General features: G+C 53.2%; 17 protein-coding genes. 7 read left to right on the top strand and 10 right to left on the bottom strand.

Going from position 1 to position 18,901, the window contains the following annotated elements; genetic code table 11:
- Positions 1-48 precede the first annotated feature (48 nt).
- The 5 genes from rsmH to WCI03_10620 all read left to right on the top strand — a co-directional run bounded on the left by rsmH (position 49) and on the right by WCI03_10620 (position 5,563).
- Positions 49-1,092, top strand: coding sequence for a 16S rRNA (cytosine(1402)-N(4))-methyltransferase RsmH (gene rsmH, locus WCI03_10640; GenBank protein ID MEI8140310.1), 1,044 nt, complete (start codon positions 49-51; stop codon positions 1,090-1,092).
- A 337-nt stretch (positions 1,093-1,429) separates the two neighbouring features.
- Positions 1,430-2,755 (top strand): 3-phosphoshikimate 1-carboxyvinyltransferase, encoded by a 1,326-nt coding sequence (gene aroA / locus WCI03_10635; GenBank protein ID MEI8140309.1) that lies wholly within the window; start codon positions 1,430-1,432, stop codon positions 2,753-2,755.
- Positions 2,745-3,413 (top strand): (d)CMP kinase, encoded by a 669-nt coding sequence (gene cmk, locus WCI03_10630; protein MEI8140308.1) that lies wholly within the window; start codon positions 2,745-2,747, stop codon positions 3,411-3,413. Before aroA ends, cmk begins: the two co-directional genes overlap by 11 nt.
- Before the next feature lie 36 nt (positions 3,414-3,449).
- Positions 3,450-4,871 carry a polynucleotide adenylyltransferase PcnB gene (pcnB, locus tag WCI03_10625; GenBank protein ID MEI8140307.1) on the top strand — a complete coding sequence of 474 codons (1,422 nt, stop codon included), beginning with the start codon at positions 3,450-3,452 and terminating at the stop codon, positions 4,869-4,871.
- Between the two features lie 35 nt (positions 4,872-4,906).
- Complete coding sequence (locus tag WCI03_10620) at positions 4,907-5,563, top strand: class I SAM-dependent methyltransferase (GenBank protein MEI8140306.1); 657 nt, start codon at positions 4,907-4,909, stop codon at positions 5,561-5,563.
- Here the strand turns inward: WCI03_10620 and aroE are convergent.
- Complete coding sequence (gene aroE / locus WCI03_10615; protein MEI8140305.1) at positions 5,560-6,423, bottom strand: shikimate dehydrogenase; 864 nt, start codon at positions 6,421-6,423, stop codon at positions 5,560-5,562. The two genes, WCI03_10620 and aroE, sit on opposite strands and share 4 nt — an antisense overlap.
- Positions 6,420-7,988, bottom strand: a complete 1,569-nt coding sequence (locus tag WCI03_10610; protein ID MEI8140304.1) for a 2-isopropylmalate synthase — start codon at positions 7,986-7,988, stop codon at positions 6,420-6,422. The genes aroE and WCI03_10610 overlap by 4 nt, the downstream gene beginning before the upstream one ends.
- Positions 7,989-8,318: 330 nt before the next feature.
- On the opposite strand from WCI03_10610, the gene WCI03_10605 reads away from it, so the two are divergent.
- On the top strand, positions 8,319-9,854 hold the full coding sequence (locus tag WCI03_10605) for a hypothetical protein (GenBank protein ID MEI8140303.1): 1,536 nt from the start codon (positions 8,319-8,321) through the stop codon (positions 9,852-9,854).
- Between the two features lie 82 nt (positions 9,855-9,936).
- Here the strand turns inward: WCI03_10605 and WCI03_10600 are convergent, their stop codons facing one another.
- Positions 9,937-10,788: a hypothetical protein gene (locus WCI03_10600; GenBank protein MEI8140302.1), complete on the bottom strand. Its 852-nt coding sequence runs from the start codon at positions 10,786-10,788 to the stop codon at positions 9,937-9,939.
- Between the two features lie 26 nt (positions 10,789-10,814).
- The gene (locus tag WCI03_10595) at positions 10,815-11,789 is read right to left on the bottom strand and encodes a CsgG/HfaB family protein (protein ID MEI8140301.1); all 975 of its coding nucleotides are present in this window, start codon (positions 11,787-11,789) and stop codon (positions 10,815-10,817) included.
- Positions 11,790-11,956: 167 nt separating this feature from the next.
- Here WCI03_10595 and WCI03_10590 point away from each other — a divergent pair, with 167 nt between their 5' ends.
- On the top strand, positions 11,957-13,273 hold the full coding sequence (locus WCI03_10590) for an ISAs1 family transposase (protein ID MEI8140300.1): 1,317 nt from the start codon (positions 11,957-11,959) through the stop codon (positions 13,271-13,273).
- Here the strand turns inward: WCI03_10590 and WCI03_10585 are convergent.
- The 6 genes from WCI03_10585 to WCI03_10560 form a co-directional block, all read right to left on the bottom strand.
- Positions 13,268-13,480 (bottom strand): hypothetical protein, encoded by a 213-nt coding sequence (locus WCI03_10585; protein MEI8140299.1) that lies wholly within the window; start codon positions 13,478-13,480, stop codon positions 13,268-13,270. The two genes, WCI03_10590 and WCI03_10585, sit on opposite strands and share 6 nt — an antisense overlap.
- 159 nt (positions 13,481-13,639) lie before the next feature.
- Positions 13,640-14,134 carry a hypothetical protein gene (locus WCI03_10580; GenBank protein MEI8140298.1) on the bottom strand — a complete coding sequence of 165 codons (495 nt, stop codon included), beginning with the start codon at positions 14,132-14,134 and terminating at the stop codon, positions 13,640-13,642.
- Complete coding sequence (locus WCI03_10575) at positions 14,079-15,362, bottom strand: ISAs1 family transposase (GenBank protein MEI8140297.1); 1,284 nt, start codon at positions 15,360-15,362, stop codon at positions 14,079-14,081. The genes WCI03_10580 and WCI03_10575 overlap by 56 nt, the downstream gene beginning before the upstream one ends.
- A 164-nt stretch (positions 15,363-15,526) precedes the next feature.
- Positions 15,527-16,621 carry an SGNH/GDSL hydrolase family protein gene (locus WCI03_10570; protein ID MEI8140296.1) on the bottom strand — a complete coding sequence of 365 codons (1,095 nt, stop codon included), beginning with the start codon at positions 16,619-16,621 and terminating at the stop codon, positions 15,527-15,529.
- A 10-nt stretch (positions 16,622-16,631) separates the two neighbouring features.
- Positions 16,632-17,297, bottom strand: coding sequence for a carbohydrate-binding family 9-like protein (locus WCI03_10565; protein ID MEI8140295.1), 666 nt, complete (start codon positions 17,295-17,297; stop codon positions 16,632-16,634).
- A gap of 21 nt (positions 17,298-17,318) precedes the next feature.
- Positions 17,319-18,620 carry an aminotransferase class I/II-fold pyridoxal phosphate-dependent enzyme gene (locus tag WCI03_10560; GenBank protein ID MEI8140294.1) on the bottom strand — a complete coding sequence of 434 codons (1,302 nt, stop codon included), beginning with the start codon at positions 18,618-18,620 and terminating at the stop codon, positions 17,319-17,321.
- Positions 18,621-18,901 lie beyond the last annotated feature (281 nt).

The raw sequence follows: 18,901 nt of genomic DNA, 5'->3' as shown, positions 1-18,901 counted from the left end.
CGGTGAAAGGGTTTCACTTTAGCTGCTGTTGTGCTATCTATACGGAATATGACCGACCTCAATATTGATAAAAAACGCAGAGTGCGATACAGGGGGACACATCCCCGGCGCTTTGGGGAAAAATACAAGGAGCTGAATCCGCTGGTCTATTCCGAGGAAGTCACGAAGGTCGTAGAGCGAGGACAGACTCCTGCCGGAATGCATCGGCCGATTCTTGTCAATGAGGTGCTCGAGGCACTCGCTTTAAAACCGGGTATGAGGGGGCTTGATGCGACTCTCGGCTATGGTGGTCACGCGCAGGAACTGCTGAAACGGATTATTCCCGACGGCCGACTCATTGGCATTGATGTGGATCCTTTGGAACTGCCCAGAACAGAAGCCCGGCTGCGAGAGCTCGGGTTTTCTGAAGATGTTCTTTTAGTGCGGCGGTTGAACTTTGCAGGGGTGCTTAAGCTTTTACCTGAAGCGGGGGGAGGATTTGATTTTGTGTTGGCAGATCTGGGGGTCTCGTCAATGCAGTTGGATAATCCGTCCCGAGGATTTTCTTTTAAAACTAAGTCTCCGCTGGATCTCCGGCTCAATCCCGGCCGGGGGCAGCCAGCATCAACGGTGCTCAAGTCAATCACCCAGGAGGAATTAACGCAAATTCTTATCTCAAATGCCGATGAACCCCATGCCGACGAAATTGCAGAAGTGATGTTTGCGAACAGATTGAAAATTGACTCAACCTCGCAGCTTGTGGATCTTGTGACGCAGGCCTTGCGACGCCTCCCTGAACAAACCAGGCGTGAAGAGACTAAAAAATCGTTGCAGAGAACTTTCCAGGCGTTGCGCATTGCCGTTAATGACGAATTTGCCGTGCTTGATCAGTTTCTAAGTCTTCTGCCCGTATGTTTATCCACAGGCGCACGTGTTGCCATTCTGACTTTCCATTCCGGTGAAGACCGACGCGTGAAAAAGTCTTTTCAAGAAGGATTCCGTTCGGGAATCTACTCAGAAATTGCCGTCGAACCTATCCGGCCCTCGGCAGAGGAGTGCCGGGCAAATTCCCGGGCAACCTGTGCGAAACTCCGCTGGGCAATAAAAGGGTGATTTATTTGCATAACTTAAGGAACAAAGTGAAGAGAGGTTCTGTATGAATCACAAAGATCCAGAGCTTGCTGAGTTTTTGCATATATTCGGATCCGTGCTGGTCGAATCGCGGATGGATAAATCGTTGCGGCATGTGTGCTCCAGCCAGGGCAAGCAATAGCCAACCCCTCATTCACTTATGTGGGTCGCTTCCGCTCGTCTTTATCATCAGCCATTCGAGGATTCATGAATCCTCTTGTCCCAAAATGGAGCGAAGTTGAGTTAATGTGGAGTTGCTGGTGTCCTGACCGTTCAGCTTGATCTTATTCCTGAAAGGAGTTTAAAATGGCCAATCTTTATGAATACGACTATAGGCAAATCAATTACGGTCTCGCCCTGTCGGCGGATGAGCGGGACTTTGGCGGTTCCAGGTGATAAAAGCATTTCCCACCGGATCGCCATGCTGGCGTCCTATGCCTGTGGGACGACAACGGTACGTGGCTTTCTCCGGAGTGAGGATTGCGTCACTATTCTAAATGCCATGACGCAACTGGGTGCCCAGTATGAATTTTCAGGGGATATTCTTAAAGTAACCGGGGTTGGAGGCCTATTCAAAGCACCGTCACGAGTACTCGATTTGGGTAACTCTGGAACCGGTATGCGGTTGTTGGCCGGGTTACTGGCGGGGCAGGCGTTTACATCTGAGATGACAGGTGACGCCTCGTTGCGGTCGCGGCCGATGCGTCGTATTGCCGATCCCCTGACTAAAATGGGCGCAACTGTTGAGTTGCTGGGAGACAAAGGCTGTGCCCCCATTCGGATCACTGGTGGAAAATTGACGGGCATTGAATATGCGTTGCCGGTGGCATCTGCTCAGGTTAAATCCTGTGTCCTGTTAGCTGCCTTATTTGCCGAGGGCATCACGACTGTAACTGAAGTCAGTCCGACTCGTGACCATACGGAGCGGTTGCTGAATGCCATGGGGGTTCCGATAACGGTTGATGGTTTTCGGGTATCCCTGAAGGGGTATGGTGTAGCTGGCCCCAGGATGACGGCGCGTTCATGGAGTGTGCCCGGTGACATTTCGTCTGCCGCTTTTTGGATCACCGCCGCGGCCTGTGGTGAGGGCCATGTGATTGAATTACCTAACGTAGGCTGGAATCCACGGAGAAATGCGCTGATCAGCGTATTGCAACGGATGGGCGCGGCGATCACCTTTACGGAATCGTCTGATGCAACGGCTTGTGAGTGTATGGGGGTGATTCGTGTTGAAGGACGTTCTTTGCGAGGCACCGAAGTCGGAGGGAGTGAGATTCCTGACCTGATTGATGAGTTACCGCTGGTGGCTGTTGCCGGAGCTTTGGCTCACGGGCGGACGGTGATTCGCGATGCCGTTGAATTGAGGGTGAAGGAATCTGACCGGATTCGGAGTGTGGTTGATAATCTTACCCGGATGGGCGTTAAGGTTGAGGAAACCCCTGACGGGATGATTATTGAGGGGTCGGCACGGGTGAAAGGTGGGGTAACGGTGGACAGTTATGGCGATCACCGGCTTCCTATGGCGATGTCGGTTCTGGCGATGTATGCCGATGCGCCTGTGCGAATGGATGACATTGCCTGTGTGAATAAATCTTACCCGGGTTTCTGGGATGACTTAAGAAAGGTTGGCGGCCGTGCTGAATAAAGTAATTGCGATTGACGGCCCGTCGGCCTCGGGGAAATCTACAGTGGCTCGAAAAGTGGGGACCCGGTTGGGCTATCAATATGTGGACTCCGGTGCTTTATACCGAGGACTCGCCTGGAAGGCGGTCGAATCCGGTTGTGAGCCCTCTGACTCGGTGGCAGTTGTTGCGGCGATGAAGCGGATGGCCTTTGATTTCTTTGTCGAGAATGGTGCGGTTCGCTATCGGATCGATGGCTATGAGCCCCGCGAGGAGATCCGGGCGGAGAAGGTGAATGAAACTGTTAGTTTTGTTGCAGCAATCCCAGAGATCCGCGCGCAGGTAACCCAGTGGCTGCAGGGGATGATCAGATTCGGGAATCTGGTGATGGAAGGGCGCGACATAGGAACGGTGGTCTTCCCCGATGCTGCCGCCAAATTCTATTTGGATGCCAGTCCGGAGGAGCGTGCCCGCCGGCGCCATGCAGAACTTAATCCAGAAAGGGTGTCCTCAAATGTCGGGCAGGTAATGGTTTCGCTGACGACCCGAGATAAGCGGGATTCTGGCAGAAAAACCGCACCGTTAAAACTGGCAGAAGATGCCCAGGTGGTGGATACCACGGGCCTGAGTATTGACCAGGTTGTGGAAGAAATTGTTCAAAGATTGACAATTTGCCCATAAACGTGAGATTATTAGAGTGTTTTATGAGGAATCAGTGTGGAACCTGTCATTGTTAAACGTTCAGATCATACCTTAAGCCGCCAGAACATCAGTCCTGAAGCTCTTAAAGTGCTCTATGGCCTCAAGGAGGCTGGTTATATTTCCTACATCGCTGGGGGAGGGGTACGTGATTTGCTTTTGGGGCGGCAACCCAAGGATTTTGATGTCGTCACGGATGCCACCCCAAATGAGATCCGGAAAATTTTCAGAAACAGCCGGTTGATCGGGCGCCGTTTTAGGTTGGCCCATGTTTTTTTCGGGCGTGATAAAATCATTGAAGTGGCCACCTTCCGTGCCAACCAGCCACCTGAGCCAGAGGCTATCGATTCGTCTGATGACTCTGCTGATCCCTCGGAAAATTTCGAGCCACTCTTTGCTCCGGCGACCCCGCATCATGTCCGGCGGGAAGACGGGTTGATTGTCCGGGATAATCTTTTTGGATCTCCTGAGGAAGATGCCCTGCGACGCGATTTTACCGTGAATGCATTATTTTATGACATTCGTGATTATTCACTGATTGATTATGTGGGCGGGTTGGAAGATCTGAAAGGTCGGGTAATTCGTTTTATTGGTGAGCCTGGAGTGCGATGTGTGGAAGATCCCGTACGGATGGTGCGTGCGATCCGATTTGCCGCGATGCTTGATTTTTCCATTGCTCCGGGTACAGCCCAGGCGATACGGGAAAGCTATGAGACGCTGGCGACATCTAACCGCTCACGTCTGTACGAAGAAGTTCAGAAACTTTTCTTTTGTAAAGCGGCGCAACGTGCCTATGAGCTTTTGCGTGAATTCAGGCTCTATGAAATGCTTTTCCCTGACCTCGGGTTGTGGCTTGGCCCCGGAAAAGGTACGCCGCAGTGTAAGCGGATCAGTGCGGCGCTCAAGCAGGTTGACGAATGGCGGCTGGCGGGCAGGGATGTAACGCCAGCTCTTCTATTTGCCCTGATGTTTGGGGGGATGCATGAGTCGCGCGCCGGTGAAATGGCCAAAGAGGGGCATCATCACGGCTTGGCACTTCATTCGGTGACCATGGATCATTTCGGGGGACTGACGGAGCGTGTTCAGGTTCCCAAAACGGTACGTTACAGAACCGCTGAGATTCTGGCCTCACAACCGCGATTGACGGCAGATCATGGACGCCGTGCCGTGCCATTGGCTTCCCGTGCATTTTTTCCGGAGGCGGTGGCTTATCTGGAATTTATGGTGCGATTGACCGGTGAAAACCAGCAGGCTCTTGATCGGGTGTTGGATCTTCCGTGGCAGCCAAGGCATGAGCGGTATGGGCATGATGAAGTCTCTGAGGATGGCGGGACCGTACGCCCTCGTCGCCGCGGACGACGGGGCAAGGTCTTCCGGGAACGACGGGATGGAACTTTTGGTCCGCAGGAAACATCGGGCGGATCGGCGCTGGTTACGTAATTGTGGAAATGCATCCCTGTCCCCTTTGCGGAGCTTTGGCGAATCCTGTAGGGATGGCTCTCAGTCGGCTCCATTGTGCCTGTCCTGCGTGTGATTTGCGATTTATTCCCTCCCTGTTTCACCTTTCTCCTGAAGAGGAGTATAAGCGGTATTTATTGCATCAAAATGACGCGGCGAACACCGGTTATGTTAAGTTCCTAACGGTGGCGGTCGACTGCCTGAAAACCCATATTGGTCATCTGCAGCCTGCTTTACCAAAGGTTCTCGACTATGGCTCCGGTCCGGGACCAGTCCTTGTCCAGTTGCTCAACAGGGAAGGTTTTATGGCGATTGGCTATGATCCTAATTTCGGGGATCGATCGGCCTCTGATTGCGTTGTGACCGATTCGCTGACAGGGCTGGGGCTTTTTGATGCCGTGGTGTCCACCGAAGTAGTTGAACATTTCAGAGCTCCCCGGGAAGAATGGGCAAAAATGGTTTCCCTGATTCGCCCGGGTGGTTTCCTGATCGTGGTCACGAGTTTGGTCGTACCGGGAATTGATTTGTCTTTCTGGTACTATGCCAATGACCCCACTCACATTACCTTTTACTCAGAGTCCACGCTGGGCCATATTGGCAAGCAGTGTGGGCTTTCGATCGTCGAGACGAATCGCCAGAATTGGGTCGTGATGCGTAAACACCCTGCGGCTTAACCGTACAAGGCTTTCTCCAAGGCCTTTCGCATCACCTCAACAGCGGCCTCTTTTTTTGTCCAGATCGTGAAGGCTTCGGCCCCCTGATATAAAAGCATGCCCAATCCGTTAACCGCTTTTACTCCGCTTGCAGTAGCCGCCCGCGTGAAACAGGTCTCTGGCCGGTTATAGACAAGGTCAAATGCGAGTTGCCCTGTTTTAAATGCGGACGGGGGAAGGGGACAGACATCCTCGGCTTTCATTCCCACTGGTGAGGCTTGAATGATCAAGCCTGCTTGCTGGGTTTTCTGTGCCCATTTCTCCGGAGTCGTTCCGGCCATTTCGATTTTGGCGGAGGGTACCAGGAGCGCAATGTCGCGGGCCACACTCTGGCAGCGGCCTTCATCGATATCTGCAAGAATCAAGCGTTCGGCTCCTTCGCTTGCTGCGGTAATGGCCACGGCGCGCCCAGCTCCTCCACAGCCCATCACAAACAGGGTTTGCCCTTTTATTGAATAATTAAAGGCTTCTTTGATGGCTGTCAGAAAGCCTTTGCCGTCCGTGTTGTGGCCACGTAACCCCTGATTTGTGAACTCTACCGTGTTGACTGCGCCCAGGCGCCGCGCAGAGTCGTCCAAATCAGATAGTCCCTTAAAGGCTACTTCTTTTAAAGGGACCGTGAGATTGACACCTCCGAATCCCATGGCCTTCATGGCCGGCAGAACCGTCAGTAGCGCCGCCGGGGCAACATCGAATGCTAGGTAAATAGCATCCATTTTCAATGACTCCAAGGCAGCATTGTGCATGACGGGCGACAAGGTGTGGCCAATGGGGTGGCCTAACACAGCAAAGGGTTGAGTATGGCCGCTTAGCGCTCTCATATGCCGCTTTCCTTTGTCTTCGGGGTTTTCTCTCGGACCTCACGGTTAAAAAGCAGTCGGTTGACGCAGGAAAGGTATGCTTTGGTGCTGGCCTCTACAATATCCGTACTGGCCGCTTTGGCGCTCACGATGTCATCACCAAAGGCAACACGAACCGTGACTTCACCCATGGCATCCTTGCCAACCGAGATGGCTTGAAGCGAGAAGTCGAGTAACTTGCCCTTAACCTTGGTAATGCGATCAATGGTTTTGAGTGCCGCATCGACCGGTCCATCGCCGCATCCGGCATCTTGGAAAACCTCCTTGCCGCGTTTCAGCCGGAGGGTAGCGGTGGGAATGGTGCTGGTGCCTGCCGAGACATGGAGGTAGTCCAGAATAAATGCATTTTCGACCACGTCCATCTGGTCCCGGGCGATAGCCAGAAGGTCATCGTCGTAGATGTTCTTTTTCTTGTCGGCAAGTTCGATAAACCGATGGTAGGCATTCTCGATTTCGGTATCCGTTAACTTTATCCCCATTTTGGCAAGCTTATCGCGGAACGCATGACGCCCGGAATGTTTGCCCAGGACGAGATCGGAGCCTTCGATCCCAATATCTTCAGGGCGCATGATTTCATACGTCGTGCGTTCTTTGAGGACACCATCCTGATGGACACCGGACTCGTGAGCAAAGGCGTTGGCGCCCACAATGGCCTTGTTGCGTTGAACGGTCATTCCCGTCAAACGGCTGACCATGCGGCTGACCCGGAAAATTTCCTTGGTTTCCACATTAGTGTGGAGGTGGAAGTAGTCATTACGTGTACGGATTGCCATGACAATCTCCTCTAACGAAGTGTTGCCCGCACGTTCGCCGAGGCCGTTTATGGTACACTCGACCTGCCGTGCGCCGGCGCGGACGGCCGCCAGAGAATTCGCTACGGCCATACCGAGATCATTATGGCAATGGACTGAAATGATCACCCCCGGAACCTGGGCCTTCACGCGTTCCGCAATGTAGCCGATCATGTTTCCGTAATCCTCCGGGATGGCGTACCCGACGGTATCCGGGATGTTCAGGGTGGTGGCGCCAGCCTCTGCCACCGCGGTATAGAGATCCACCAGATAGTCACGGTCGGATCGGGTAGTATCCTGGGCGGAATATTCAACGTCGTCAGTAAACGTGAGTGCAAATTTGATCGCCTTGACCGAGCGCTCGATATTTTGAGCACGGGTCATCTTCATGATATTCACCAGGTGGATGTCGCTGCCGGAACTGAAGGTATGGATGCGCTTTTTGGCGGCCGGGGCAATGGCATGACCCGCCCGCTCAATGTCTTTTTCAATAATGCGGGCGAGGGCGGCAATCGTCGGCCCTTTGATGCTTCCGGCGATCTGGTTAACGGCGTCGAAATCGTCAGGTGAGGCGATGGGAAAGCCTGCCTCGATCACATCGACTTTCATCGCGGCGAGGGCTCGGGCAATCTCCAGCTTCTCACGTTGGTTCAGGCTGCAGCCGGGTGCTTGTTCGCCATCGCGAAGCGTAGTGTCAAAAATTATTATCCGGTCTTTATCATTCTTTGTGCTCATGTTTTCCTCCGTCACGAAAAAACCCACCGCTGATTTACGGTGGGTTTGGCTTTCAATCTGGATTGCAACCAGTTAGTTGTGCCCGTTCCACCGCAAGCTGCTTTTCGATAAAAGCAGGCAGACGCCTTCCACTCGCAGCAGGGAGCTGAGATTGGTCGATGTATGCTCGATGGATAACGTCACTTTCATTAAGATGTAATTTGTCAAAAAAAACAGGTGTACGTCAATGTCGTTTTTGATTTCAGGGCTACTTGACTAGTCTATTGATTTCTATACTATCTGGATCTTGATCCTTGTTATGAGTTATTAATCAGTTAAGGAGCGCAGGGTGTGAACAAGCGTCTATTGAATGGAATTGGACTTGTACTGGTGGCTTTGGTGGTGTCGTCATGTGGACCTAAAGCCGGGCTGGATATTGAGAAGACCGTGTCGGATGCCCAGCAGATGGCGACGGACGGGAGAGTGGATCAGGCGCTTGCCCAGTTGGAATCATTTTACAAAAGCAAACACTACAAGGCCTATCAGCAGATATTCCTGACGGCGTTGCTTCAAATGGAAGTGAATGCAGAGCGTCTGGATGCCGCCCGGAAGCGCTATATGGTCGTGGCGATGAATTCCCCCGAAGTGGCCGCTCAAGCTGCGGGCATTATTGAAAACGCGATGTTATCGAAGGGGAAATTCCAGGATTTAATGCAATGGTGTGTCAGTCTCTCCTCGTGCAAGTTGGGGGATGCGGTATTGGCGGAAACCGCCCACAAACACGTTGCGGCACTTTTCTCCCTGGGACGGGCCGGTGAGTTGGATCAGGTAATCGGAATCTATTTGCCTTTGCTATCTGAGCCTGCTGCCTTAGGCTTGGTAAATGGGTATTTCTCTGCAGCGGTAGCCGAGCGGCAGTGGGATCGCGCAGACAGCTTGTTGAAGGTAATGGATAAAGCCATTAAAGATTCTCCTAGTAAGCACACGGCGAAAGTAAGTTTCTCGGTCAATCTGTTGCTGGGTAAGGAAGGACTGAAGGCGGCTGATTCCTATTTTCGCGGAGAGATGGCCGGGCTGACGGATAGTGGTGCGGCCAGTATACTTCGCGTCGTGGGTGAGGCTGAAGTTGCCGCCAATGATCTTCCTGCCGCCGACTCACTGTATGAATTCGGCCTGGTGGATGACACGACCCGGTCTCTTTTGCGCGATGCGGCCGCAGTGGGGTGGTTAAATATTGAGGAAAAACGGGGTCGTTCGGTTGAATTGATTCGTCGTTTGACGGTGTTGCAGTCGAAAAATATCTCCGTTAATTTGATCGTGAATCTGATTTCACAGAACTATGCGGGTCTGATTGGGAAGGGGACTCCAGAGACTTTTGATGCTTTGAATCAGTTTTGCGAATCTCTCCGTCAGGGATCGAAGAATGAAATGTCTCTACGCCAACTTGATGGCATCCTTCTGGATATCAGTTATTTCCGCGAGGATTATGCAGGATCATTGAAAATCATCGAGCGCGGACTGATTCTCGACGATCCGGCCACAAAGGACATGATGGTTAACAAGATCAATGCGCACTTGGCCATCAAGCATGAGGATTACCGGGGTGCGATTGGCTATTTCCGCAAGTTTATGGAGGTGATCGCGAAAGATGCCAATTACACCGTTGATCCGATTGATCAGGTCCGGGTTTCGCCTGCTATGATTCTGGGGTTGAATGCCCGGCGCATTGGTGATCTTTGGGTGAAGGCGGGAAGTGCCGAGGATGCGGCAAAGGCCTATGCCGAAGCCCGGCAGCATTATGCTGAAGCCTTAAAGGAATTCCCCGATTCAGCTTCTGCCGAAAACAAGAAAATAGTTCACGAAATGAATGCCGTGCCGAAGGGGTGATCCACGCGCTTGTCGCTTACTTGCCCTGGTTGCTTTCATCCAGGCGTGACTTGAGAATGTTAGCCAGGGAATGGCGTATTCTTTATGTTTTGTTCACAAAGGAACCCGAATACTTTTCGAGCCAATCTATGCCCGCCTGATATTGACCACTCTCTTCATATTGTTTGACGCGAAGCCTGATAGCTTGCTCAGCGTCATCCAACGGGGCCGCCATGGTGAGATCAATGGCGCGAACCTGTCGTTCCAAGTCAGAGACCCAGCGTGGGGCATTGGTTTCGGCCATGGCAAGTAGCTGTTCATAGCGGTCAAGAATTTCCTCATACTTGTGAGGATTTTGTCTGGCAAATTTTCTCGTCTCAATCAAAAGAGCCATAAACCGGGTAGTCCCAGGAGATGGTTTGGGCGTTTCAGTCCTTGGCCTGGTATGGAGACCAGCATTTTCATCTGCCTGCGAAGTCGTTCGGAAAATTGCCAAATGAATGGCCGATTTAAGATCCATTGCTCCGCCCTGCCAGAGGCGATTTTCGAGCGTGATTCCTGGTATGGGGGCGCTGGCCGCAAAAAAAGTTCCCGTGCTGCTCCGGCCCGCATAGAGTACTTTGACAATATTAGGTTGCCGCACCTTCATCCATTGTTTCATGGCCGTCAGGTAATAATCGGCAGCGGGGCCGTTTGAAAAGGTTGCAGACGCAAAGGTTTGCAACCTGTTCAAGGAGTGGTTCTCAAGCAGTTCGGCAAGAGAGGTTTCTGTAGCGCCGTTGGCTTCAATCCGATGGAGAATCCGGTCACCGGCCAGAATGGCCCCGTGTTCCAAATGCTGAGCGGGGGGATGGTTGATCGTGTTGCACAGGGGGCAGGATAGAGCCGATCCAGGCTGAGACGTGGCAATTTTGATCTCCACGCCACAATGGTTGCACATAAAAAACAAATCCATGATTGTCCCTTGCCATGGTTGGGCACTCAGGGACCACGGGTAGTTGGCGTGGCTTTGGCCAGCCATTGGCCGCGATTGAAACCTTGACCCTGGATGACTTTTGCAAATGAAACTTTTTCGTCTACTTGAAGAATGCAAAGCAGCCCAATCCGGGCACCAGGCACAAAGGTGAGAACGTCGCCGGTGGCGGGATCTGTTACGGGTTCTGCAGGGCCCCGCACAATATATTCAGCGCCTTCACGGAACCCCCTGTCTTTCCCCCCATTGACGAGGATGGTTCCTTCACGGATGCAACTGATCATCGGACGCCAGGGATTCTGAGGCATGTCGCGGACGATCTGGTTCACACCCCCTTCAATGGCGCGGGCGGTTGCTTTGCCCAACGGGGTGGCAAAAAACACCTCTCCTCCGAAAGAGACGCCTTTATAGGATGATTCGATGAAGGCTTCCCGGGTACGGACAAGGCCAGTGCTTTGAACTGAACTCAGGATTTGGCCCGTCTCAACGTCCACAAGAGTCAGGGTAAGTGAAACGCGGGCCGTGTGGCTACGGCCCATCAGGAATAAGGAGCGCAGAGTAGAGAGGAAAAAACTGCTGCTGCCGGTTTGAGAGAAATCCGTGATGACGCCACGGATCAGGTATTGAGCATTTTTCATCCGGCCGATAGGTGTTTTGCCTTCCGAGCGGAAGAGTGAACTTTGCTGGCGTTGGATCTCCCCTGCGATTTTCTCAAAATGCTGGCGCTCAACTACGACGAAGTTTCGAGATAAAACGAGTTCGGAGACCAGCAGGTCAGCCATTCCGTCGCCCAGTTTCCACTGTCCCTCAAAACCTGCGCGATTTTCAAACGAGGTGACCGCCACGACCGGGGCATGCATCTCTTCCGATAAAGGTGGGGTAGAATGAATGATCGTACTGTTACAACTGGTTAAACCGAATATGGCAATAAACCCCGTAACGGCCGCTTTCGTCAATTTGACAACATATTGTTGCAGCTTCATTTGTGCACGTATCTATACTCATCTGTGGTAAAGAAATCAATGGCGCTTTCTGCGAGGGAGGCCAGGTGGGTGCAGGGTCATTTCATCTGCATCCAGTCTGATCCATGGCTCATGAGACGCTTCGCGAAATGACAGGACATGGTTTTCTCGTTTGTTACCTCAGAGGCATGAAACGACACGAATTAGCCCCTGAGCCAGAGATCCTGAAGCGTGTGACGGTACGACTGCTGCGCGAAGATGAGCGTCTGCGGTTCGACGAGATAATGGAGCAAAAGCATTACCTGTGCAGTGCCCGGATGGTTGGCAGAACGTTGCGTTACGTTGCAGAACTTGATGGTGAGTGGGTTGCTTTGGCCTGTTTCAGTGCAGCAGCTCTGCATCTTAAGGCGCGGGAGAAGCGGATTGGATGGTCGCCCCGGCAGCGGGCTCGACGGCTCGGGTTTATTGTGAATAATAGTCGTTATCTTGTTCTGCCGGAACGGGAACGGTTGCCGAACTTGGCATCGCGAGCCCTGGGGTTATGCCTGCGGCGCGTGTCTCGCGACTGGGAGGAACAGTGGGGACATCCCGTGCTGGTGGTTGAAAGTTTTGTGGATGAGACCCGCTATCGTGGTGTTTGCTACCGCGCTTGTGGTTTTGACGCCGTGGGGCCAACGGCTGGATTCAAGCGTGCAAGCCGTGACTTCTATCATGAGCACGGGGAACCGAAACAACTCTACATAAAGGAGTTGCAGCCCGGGGCGTACGCATTGTTACGGCGTGGGCGCTGGTCTGAGGCCATGGCTGAGCATGAGGAGCATGTCGCCGGGCCCTGTCCATGGCGCGCGCCAGATCTCGAATCGTTGCTCGACTGTTTTCGGGAATTGCGCGACGGACGAGGGGGGCACGGGTTGCGACATCGTCAGCCGTTTGTACTCGCGTGCGCCGCTGTTGCGGTATTGATGGGCGCAGGTGGCTATCAACCGATCGAAGACACCTGTCGCAAGTTCACACAACGCCAACTTCGCGCTTTGGGGTGTCAGAAGAACAAGGAAGGTAACTATCTGTCCCCCAGCGACTCAACGTTTTATCACGTGCTGAGCAAGGTTGACACGCAGCAGTTTGACCGCATTGTCGGCGAATGGCTGCTGGAGCAGGAGTTATCGGTGGTTGCACGTTTGGCTGTTGATGGCAAGACACTGCGCGGCAGCGCAAGAACCGATGGCAAACCGCTCCAATTGCTCTCGGCTGTAACACACCGGTTGCGGTTGACGTTGGCCCAAATTCCGATCGAGGATAAGAGCAATGAAATTCCCGCCTATCCCCAACTCCTTCGCGATCTTCCAAACGTTGATTATGCCCTGATCACGGCTGATTCGATGCACTGCCAACAGGAAAGCGCACGGGTTACAACCCAGGAAAAAGGCTGGGACTACCTGTTCGGGTTAAAGGGGAACCAAAGCGGTATCCTTGATCGGGCGCAACGCCTGCTTCATCAGCTATGAAATCCAGAACTCATTTGGGAAAGCGGGGGCAAACGGCTGCAAATCATGGTGCCGTCGCATGACCGTCGCACAGGCTCTTAAGCTGTTGCGACAGTAGAACATCATCATGACACCCGGAATCAAGACGACACGATCAATGATGATCCGTAAGGAGATCTGTTCCCGGCTGGCGGAAACAGGGCATCCTGCTGGAGTATTCGGGCTCATGAGGTAACCGGGGGTGCCTCCGGCGCCGGCGCAGACAACGTCCGGCACGCCGAAAGGATCTACCGGAAAAACAAATCGCCTACACGACGATTATGAACCCCTTTTGACTAGGGCAGATGAAATGCCCCTGCGGTGGCCCCCATGGTCTTTCCTTTTGACTCATGAATTGCGCATAACCATGCGGAAAGCTTTGCGTGAATTTGCTGCAATATCCTCTGTGAAAGCATTGATATTATGGGTTTCTGAGTTTTGTTCAAGGAAGAGGAACAGGCAATTACGCACAAGGGCGAGCGAGGCTACGATATTGGGGTTACGGCTTGGGGTCTTATCCTCCAGGAGGCATGCGTCCTTGCGCCAATGATTGCGGATTTCGCAACCGTCCCAATGGCCACGGACGAGGCTCAGCCATTGTTGTGGTGTATAGCGATCAATAGGCGCGGAACTGAGGTAATAGCCGGGAGTCTTGTCTTCGGGTTTCTTGTAAGCTGTTGAGTCGCGGGTGACGCGGATAACCGTCTGGACATGAGGAAAGCCTATCTCGAGCGGATCGACTGAGCAGAGGGAGATGGATCGGTCGTCGATTCGGGCGTGTGCTTTTTCAGTTTGGGCAAAAGGGGGGGGGGAGTCCTTCAGTTTTTGCGATGGTGCTTTCATGAATGGTTTTCTGGTTGCCCTTGGTTTGAATGAGATATTCACCGCCCCGTGCGACGATTTCCTGAGCTGTGCGCGTTTGGCAATTAAGTGCGTCGGCCGTAATAATGGCGTGAGACAGGTCGGATTGCAGTTCGATCATAGTTTGTGCCGCCTTTAACTCGCAATCAGCTCCTTCGCCCTCTTTCTGGCTGGCCTTGCGCATGGCGTGTGGCACTCCGGTATCGTGTTCACTCATACAGACCAGGCCGACCGTATCACGGATAAACTTACCATCGAGTGCCAGCGCGACGGGAAGAGTGCCTCGATGGTGAGTCAACCACGCGTTTAGTAGTTCGGCAAAGCGATTGACATCAAGTTTCGCAAGCAGGTTATAGAACACCTTGTATTTTGGGGGTTTGCGATAATTGCCTTTGCCGAAACGAGGCAGCCCAAGTGCTACACGCTGGTCATGACGGAGTCGTCCGGCAAACCGCTCAATCGCCGCAATGCTGCGATGACCGCTGAAAATGGCCATAGCCACGATGGACAACACCGCACCAATGTGAAAGCCGCGGTTGGAGGCTCGGGGATCTGGAACCTTGCAAAGTGCAGCGTGTAACGATTCAAGTTGTCCACGGGTGATAGGCAAAACCCCGTCAGCATTACTATGGGATCCCTTTTGGCAAACAGCCGGAAGCTCCGATGCCCGCAACACCTGCGCTGCCTTCGGATACAATTCGCGGATCCAGAGTTTTTTTGGCCGGTCATTTGGAACGTAGAAATCAGCACGGTGCCGGGAAAAGCCTTTCGTCATACCCAGCGGCAACCAACCTGACGCTTTATAACAAGTGCCGGCATAGGCTTCGATATCCGTGAACGTCTCGGCGAGCAATGGCTGATAACCGAACCTCTCAAGCCAGAGGCCCGGCAATTCACGTACGACTGCTCCGAGTATCTGTGAGGCAAGGTTCGGATGCTCGCCACGCTCGCCCAGTAATAGAAACCGGCGATTCTGCACGATAAGCTTCTGGCGTTGCGCACACTGTGTAGGAGTCCACCCGATATGAATATCGCGATCTTTCAACCGATAGGCCGCTGAGCCCCACATCAATAATCCAAGCCATTCTTCGCCTCGATGGGCAACCATCCTCAAGGTATCACCCACCGGGCGGCTCTCGCCAAGATAGTGAAATGTACCCATAAGGGAGTCGAAACGGGAAACTTCCTTCGAATCTATCACGCTAATCATCAACGTGTTGTCACACGGGCATGTGGAACTCGAATGGCGATTGGCTTTTTTGGGTGTATTTTTCATCCACGATAGAACACCAAAAAAAGGACAATTTGTCTATATAATTGTGCTTCCCCTCATAATACGACTGAATCTTTAGTCAAAAGGAAAGACCATGCATATTAGTCCCCTTTGGATAGAATTCTCTTGATTACACGGCCAATCCCGTCGGCCATCCGGAAAAACCCGAGATCAGTAGGGTGGACGTTATCCACTGTACACTCCCAATAGTCCTTGCCCAACAATGTGGATCCATCCAGGAAATAGATATTCCTATCCCCGGCTCCTCGCAGTTTTTTCACAAGACCATACTGCATGCGCTTACACTGTTCCCTGTCACGCGACTTGCTTGCATCCCCCTTGAGGGATTCCTGTCCATACCGGATCTTGGATACCACCAGGATCGGGGTCTTTTTATGCGCATCACGTAATAGGCCGATAAATCTAGGAAGTGTTTTGGATAAACTTTCACACTGCCCACAATTTGCTTCATAATCCAGGACTAACATGGCGGGGCTGGAAATTGAGGCGATATTCCGAGCCACCTCGGGCTCCCCTCTCCCACTGCCGGAAAACCCCAGGTTGATAAACGGCCGATTCAGCCGCCGGCTCAGGATATTGGTATAACAGGAGCCAGGCCGGGATGCACACCCACCCTGCGTGATCGAAGTCCCGTATACCACAATCGGCTTATTGGAGGACCACGCTGGTGGCGCCTCGACTTTGGCATCAGACTCCACCCCTATTTCGATCGTATTGACTCCCTTGTACAGGGGAAAGTTGATCGTAAAAGTGCGGCGCTTCCGGATGTCACTACTGAAAAGTTCGCTCGTGAACTCCGTGACCCCGACAGCAAAACGGGTGACAGCAAAGAACGTCTCCTCGCCCGGCTCACCCACATAGAGATCAAAGCCGCTTATACCGGTTTGCGGCATATGATCCATCCCACCGCCATCACGCAACGTCACCTTCACACTCACCTTGCCGCTATCGGTCCGGAATTTCACCTGTCCCCCGGCCGTACACCACGCCAAGACGTCCACACTTTCGGGCAATGGATAAGGCGGTTTCACGGGGAATCGACGGTAAACATTATCGCGATCAAACCAATTAAAGCCAATCAGCTTAAATGGACGCTCATAAGGGTGATACCAGACCAGTCCATTTTCATCGGCCTTCTTCACCGCCATATTCTTGTCAAATTTGCTGATATCCATAAGCCTCAACTCACAGAAAGGTTAATTCGCCCCAGGCTTCCTGCTGATGGAAGCTCAATCTCGTATGCGGGGAGGTTGATGAATAAACAGGCGCTTTCCGCCCACGCGTGTAGTCATATCGACTGAAGGAAAACAGCCATCTCGAGCCGGACACGGGCCGTGAGGCCTCCTCCACGAGACTAAATGGGATCCGCGCCACCACCTCCCAGCGTTCTGCGGCCTTATCCACCCGCACATAGCTTTCAACGGCACCTTCCCCGATATACCACTCGGGCGGGATGACAGAATCCGGGCGCGGAGCGGCAAAAGCCTGTGCCGACGGGAAACGCAGTTGCAGCTTCTGGTTCTCCGGCGAGACATGGACTTCCAGATAGGCCTCCTGCTCAAAGGGACGTAGAAACATCTCGAATACATCCCCCGACTTGAACGACATCGCGTTGAACTGCGTTTCCGGATTAAAGATATCCGCATCCTCCAGGACCGCGTAGACGATCAACGCCTCCCGGGTCCACCCGGCCTTCACATGCATGGGCCGGAATTCAGGATCCCGTGCGGCCTGCCACGCCTGCTGGGACTCCACCACCCGGGCATTACGAAAACCCGACTTGATCTGGTTCCAGTCATCCAAATCGATTCCCGCCAGGGATATCACATCAAGAGAAACGGAACGCTTCATGATTAGTCCTCCCTGCCGGGATTATACCGCCTTACAGGCCGCAAAAAGATTGGCAAACAAGGTTGCAAGCTTAGCGGTCGGGGTTGCCGAGAAGGCGATACGCAAGATGCCACAGAGGTTGATAACCCCCGTGGCATGCTCGGCCAGAAGCTTCTGACGCACCTTCTCCGGATCCGCTTTCACGAGCCGCACGCACATGAAGTACCCGGAATTATACGGAACCGGCACAAACTCCTCCCGGTATTCAGGGTGGGTGGCCAGCACACGCTTGATCTCCTCATAGCGGCCCTTGAGCAGGTCATACGCCTTCTGCTTTTCCACCGCATAGGCTGGGTTCTTCCAGGCGGCCAGCAACATGGACTGCGCCGGCATGGAAGCATTGGAAATGTTGGCCCTGATGGCGCCGGCACACTTACCCTCAAGCGCCTGGTACAGCGCCGGGCTCCCCCCCTTGACTCCGAACGTGATGAAGCCAACACGGAACCCCCAGACATAGTCTTCCTTGGTAGGCCCATCCATCTTGACCGCCAAAATGTTCTCGTGCGCATCACAGAGGTCCACAAACATCGACTGGGTATAGACCCCCTTCTCAAAAACCAGGCCAAAATAGGCATCATCAAGCAGAACCACCAACTGGCGGCCCGCCTCGGCTTCGGCCAACAGTAGTTTCTTCAGCTCCGGGACTTCCTTCTCCAACAGGGTATAACCTGCCGGATTATTGGGGAAGTTGAGCGAGATGATCAGCTTCTTCTCCTTGCGGGCCTCCATCGCCTTGCGCAAGCCTTCAAGATTGAATCCACCGGCAGGATTGAAGGCAGGATAGGTGACAATCTGACCCCCGAAGGAAACCCCGAAGATGAGATCATAATTTTCCCAGTAGAGATCAGGCGTGAGCAACACATCATCGTCATTACAGAACAGGTAGGCCGCAACACTGAGCCCATGGGTGAGCGCACAGGAAACCACAGGCTGGGTGAACGATTTGCCGGCAAGTCCGGGATTCTTCTGGAGCAGCATCTTCCCCCATTGTTCGCGGATTTCGGGCAATCCCGGACTTGGCGCATAGGGAAAGGCCGCGCCTTTCGGAAGGTTCAACTGGGAGGCAATGCTGGGCAGGCACAGCGGGGAACCATCCTCCTCAAGGGCGGTTCCGATGGTGGCATTGATTGCTTTGCCACGGGCTTCCGCCGACTGGGCGAGAATCCCCATCTTTGGAAAGAAAATCTTGCGGCCACGCCCGGAGAGCATGGAGAGTACGGCCGGATTAGCGGCCTCAATGGTTTTATTCAATGCTACGGCCTGGGGATCCAATTGTGTCGCCATGATTCAGTTAACCTCACCTTATTCAGCAAGAAACAGGATTCCCGGCGGCACGGACTCATGCCCGTGGAAACACCGTCCGGAAAGCCCCTTTGCTCGCGGGGAAAACTGCCCGAGTTCATGCCAAAACGCAAGTTAAGAATCAAAAATGCCCCGGCAGGCCTCAGTTGCCAGAATGCCCGTTTATGCTTGGGAACAAGGTGACGGAGCAAGGTCGGAACAAGGTGACCGGAACAAGGTGACAGGCTATTAGTATAGAAATATATTTACATGAGTATAGAATG

It is taken from the genome of bacterium, from assembly GCA_037143175.1.
GTDB lineage: Bacteria > Verrucomicrobiota > Kiritimatiellia > CAIKKV01 > CAITUY01 > JAABPW01.
This window is presented reverse-complemented; position numbering and strand designations above follow the sequence as displayed.